At 47.9% G+C, this 4,390-nt stretch carries 3 protein-coding genes; 1 reads left to right on the top strand and 2 read right to left on the bottom strand.

Translation table 11 applies throughout. The features are described from left to right. Window positions 1-109: 109 nt before the first annotated feature. Window positions 110-1,555: a folate/biopterin family MFS transporter gene (locus tag NZ772_14685; GenBank protein ID MCS6814798.1), complete on the bottom strand. Its 1,446-nt coding sequence runs from the start codon at window positions 1,553-1,555 to the stop codon at window positions 110-112. Window positions 1,556-1,915: 360 nt separating this feature from the next. Between NZ772_14685 and NZ772_14680 the strand changes: the two genes are divergently transcribed. Further along, window positions 1,916-3,733, top strand: a complete 1,818-nt coding sequence (locus NZ772_14680) for a WG repeat-containing protein (protein MCS6814797.1) — start codon at window positions 1,916-1,918, stop codon at window positions 3,731-3,733. 73 nt (window positions 3,734-3,806) lie between these two features. On the opposite strand, the gene NZ772_14675 is transcribed toward NZ772_14680, so the two are convergent. Continuing rightward, window positions 3,807-4,390, bottom strand: a 584-nt coding sequence (locus tag NZ772_14675; protein MCS6814796.1) for a rhodanese-like domain-containing protein, incomplete at its 5' end; no start/stop codon positions are given.

Raw genomic sequence — 4,390 nt, 5'->3', positions numbered from 1 at the left:
CAACATCATCAATCCAATAGTCAAACTCATGGGGCTGGGAGCGATAGCCACGCCGCCACGCTTTTTGGTCATAGGACAGGATAGTTCGATCAAGGGAAGTCGTCTGCATCTACTCAGCCTCAGAGCGTTGAGAAACTAATTCGGGAACAAAATCAGGAAGAAATGCCTGTCCCATATGCTTAGACAGTGACAGTTCTGGATCCAATATGCCAGCGTGGGCTGGGCTGTGAATTTCTCGCTGCTGCTCTAGGTCATTTTGATCCGATGGCAGCCAACCAATCAGCACTAAGGGTATGAGGGTAGTGGCATTGGTAATCACCACCAACAGGGGCAGGTTAGTAAAGTTGTGCTCATCGATTCCTAGCCAGTGCATAATCATGGCCCCAGATTCATAGGAAACAACGCCTGCCAAGTTGCTAATTGACATTAGTAAGGCAAACAAGGTTGCCTCTACACCTGGTGGACATAGCCTTGCTGCTAATACCAGCACGGGCATATAGGCAATTTGCCCCATGACGGTGAGAATTAGACTGTCTCCCAGACTAAACCAGCGATCGTCAATGCCCAGTGCCCGGTTAGCATGGGTAACCAGTAGTAGAGTAGTCATGCCTAAGACCGCTGAAATTACCGTAGACCAAGCAAAAATTTGGCGAAACGGCACAGTCTTAAAAAATTTCTGGAATAGCCAGATACCTAACAATGAAGCCAAACTCGTGACCAGACGCACACGTCCTAGAAATTCTGGCTCAAAGCCCAACTCATTGGTAGTAAAGAAAAAGAAAGCAGATTCTGCAGTGGGCATTGCTTGCCACAGGAAAATGAACACTGTGGGCATCCATATCGCTGCTTGACTAATGGCTGATCGCAGCTCTTGAAGCTGAGTTCGCACTACTGCCCACTCAGACTTACTCTCTACGGGAGACTCAGTAATCAACCAAGCAATGGCTGACACAATCAAGGGGAATGCTGCTGTAACCGCAAACAAAGTTTGGCTACTAAACTGCTCCAGCAATGAGCCGCTAAAATAGGCGGTGATTAAGCCACCCAGAGCTGATGTACCCCAACAGAGAGATTGTAAGGAACCAGTGCTGCTAACCGACTCGCCCCGTGCACGTTCTACAACCAGCGAGTCAGCGATTACGTCACTAATAGCAACTGAAAGCGACCCAATTGCGATCGCGATCGTTGCCGCCCATGCTGTGTCCACAACTGTTGCTAGCGCCAGCCATGCCGACATCCCCATCAAGCCAGATAGCACCAAGTAGGGGCGACGGCGATAACCAAAAATTGGCAGTCCGTCTGAAATGAATCCCAACAGTGGCTTTACCATCCAGGGCAGAGCTGCAACACCAAGCATAGCTGACACCTGTGCTGGGGTTAGCCCCAAGTCATCCTTGAGGAAAAAACTAATGGCCAAGCGAGACAGTCCCAAAATGCCTTGGACGAAATAGACCACTAAGATTGCTAAGAGTTCAGCATTGGGATCATGGCCAAACAGAAGGGTCTGTTTGCACCACTGTTTGACTGACGTTAAACCAGCAGACGAATTCAGCATTGAATTAGGTAAATAATGCTTAAGAAATTTCAACTTTTATTATGATGATGCTTTGAGATTAGTCTAGCAAGTGGATGTACTTTCTGGTGCATTGATGTCATGCTAGCTACAGCGGTATAAGCTCCGAATTGTGTCATCATTGAATTGTAGGCAAAGCTAAGAGGTCTGGTTTGGGGGATTTGGACTAGGCTAACTGCTGTAACCGTCAACGACTTACTGCATAGTCATGTTCACCTACGGTGAAGGACTAACGGTGTCAGGTTGGAAGCTAGCAGGTTTGCTGGGCTGCTTGTTTGCTTAGCACGGGCTGCTATATACACTGCGAATTGTTACATCATTACTGGTATTGCAGGAAACCTAATGTTAGTCGGTGGACGCTACGAAACGATCCGAGAACTCAGCAAGGGTGGTGTTGGCAAGACCTACTTGGCAGATGACACCTATCGCCGTGGTGGGCCAAAAGTTGTCGTCAAGCGCTATAGGCCTCGTGTTAACCATCCTGTGGTGTTGCAGGCTGCTAGGGATATTTTTGAAACTGAAATTAAGGTTTTTGCGACCCTAGGGAAGCATGAGCAAATTCCGCGTCAGATTGCTTATTTTGAGCAGGGCAGCGAGTTTTATCTCATCCAAGAGTTCATTGATGGTCATAGCCTAAAATTGCCGTTGGGGATCAAGCTGGAAGAGGATGAAGCGATCGCCCTGCTGCAAGAAATCCTAGAGATTTTGGTATTTGTCCAGCACCAAAAGGTGATTCACCTAGACATCAACCCGAATAATCTGCTACGCCGATGGCGTGATAAAAAGTTGATGTTGCTAGACTTTAGCTCTATAAAAGTTATTCGGACACTGGGGCTAGATGCTTCAGGTGCACTGACGCAAAGTTTAGATGTTGGTACTCCGGGGTATGTGCCTAAGGAGCAACAGGAGGGTAACCCTCAGCTTTGTAGCGATATTTATGCGGTCGGAATGATTATTATCCAGGCACTGACTGGGCTTTTGCCGAACCAATTGCCCCGTGATCCGGATATGCAAGAGGTTATTTGGCACGACCAAGCACCACAGATCAGCCAAAACTTTTCAGACATTCTGGACAAAATGGTGTGCTATGACCCAGCCATTCGTTTCCAGACAGCAGCAGATGTGCTAGAAGCACTGGATTTACCAGTTCCGGATGTGTCCCAAATAGTTCCTCCGGCTGTGACTGTAACCAAACCTGAGGTCAAGAAACCTGGCTATAGTGTTATTGCTCCTAAGTTTGACCTAGGGCTATCTTTCTATGAGTCTCTGGCTCCGGTAATTGTGGACAGTAAACTAGGCTACATCAATCGCAAGGGCGACTTTGCAATCAAACCTCAGTTCCCAGTTAATCCTCGCAATATCTTTCGCCAGAGCACCTACCAATTTTCAGAAGGACTAGCCTGTGTGGATAAGGACGGTCTTTGGGGATACATCACAGAAGCTGGCAATATGGTGATCCCGGCACAATATTCTAGTGGGGAGCGTTTTGCTGAAGGGCTAGCACGGGTGGAACTGGATCATCACTATGGCTACATTGACAAAACTGGACGACTGGTGGTTCCTGCTCAGTATAAAAGTGCTGCTCGTACCTTTAGTGAGGGGCTGGCTGGTGTGGAACTAGATCATCACTATGGCTATATCAATAAAGCAGGGGCATGGGTGATTCCCCCTATGTTTGAGAGCGGGGAGCGCTTTACTGAAGGGTTGGCACGGGTGATGCTGAAGAGCAAGTATGGGTTTATTAATCCTCAAGGTCATTTTGTCATTCCCCCGCAGTATGATGTGGCACATCGATTTTCTGAGGGATTAGCGCGAGTACGGGTAGGCGATCGCTATGGATACATTGATCGCACAGGTGAAATTGTGATTGCACCGCAGTTCGACGATAATGCCAACTTTTCCGAGGGGTTAGCTTGGGTACGCAATGGCGACAAATATGGCTTTATTGACAAGACAGGCAAGCTAGTGGTGCGTCTAGAATTTGATGACGTTTTAGCCTTTTCCGATGGGCTGGCAGCAGTTCGCGTTGGCAACAAGTGGGGCTACATCGATAGAACTGGGCTGTTTGTGATCAATCTTCAATTTGAAGATGCGCGTCCATTTATTAACGGCCTGGCCGCTGTCAGGGTAGATGATAAGTGGGGGTACATTGGCAAGTAGTGGGCTGATGCAAATGCTAAACATCGTCCTCAACTACTAGATCGCCCTATGTTAACTTGTGGTGAAGAAGCCGCTAGGGATGATGAGAGGGTTGGAGGTTGTGGTTCAATGTCACCCGGTCATCAAACACGAAACAATCACCGTGCCATTGACTCTCATGGGCAGGAATCGTCTCCAAATATTTGAGAATGCCACCCTTGAGTTGATAGACTTGCTCAAATCCTTGAGACAGCATGTAAGCACTGGCTTTTTCGCAACGGATACCGCCTGTACAGAACATGGCAATCTTGCGATGAACCTGGGGATCAAGGTTATGGTGCACAAAATTGGGGAACTCTGCAAATGAATCGATTTCAGGATTGATGGCCCGGTTAAAGGTGCCGCAGTCTACTTCGTATCGATTACGAACATCCAACACAGTGACAGATGGGTCGCTAATCAGCCTATTCCAATCGCTGGGATCAATGTAGGTGCCAGCATAGTGATGTGGATTAGCTATAGGCTGACCTAGGGTAATAATCTCAGAGCGCAACCGCACCTTCAGGCGCTGGAAGGGCATCCAGTTAACAAAGGATAAATTTGCTTCTAGGGTTGCGAGGCGTGAATCTGATCGTAGTCGTGCTAGTAATGCTTCTACACCAACACGGCTGCCTGCGA

This window comes from Cyanobacteriota bacterium, assembly GCA_025054735.1.
Classification (GTDB): domain Bacteria; phylum Cyanobacteriota; class Cyanobacteriia; order SKYG9; family SKYG9; genus SKYG9.
This window is presented reverse-complemented; position numbering and strand designations above follow the sequence as displayed.

Excerpts from the sequence above, each read along its gene's own strand:
- NZ772_14685 (MCS6814798.1), bottom strand. The coding sequence starts at position 1,555 with ATGCTGAATTCGTCTGCTGGTTTAACGTCAGTCAAACAGTGGTGCAAA.
- NZ772_14680 (MCS6814797.1), top strand. The coding sequence starts at position 1,916 with ATGTTAGTCGGTGGACGCTACGAAACGATCCGAGAACTCAGCAAGGGT.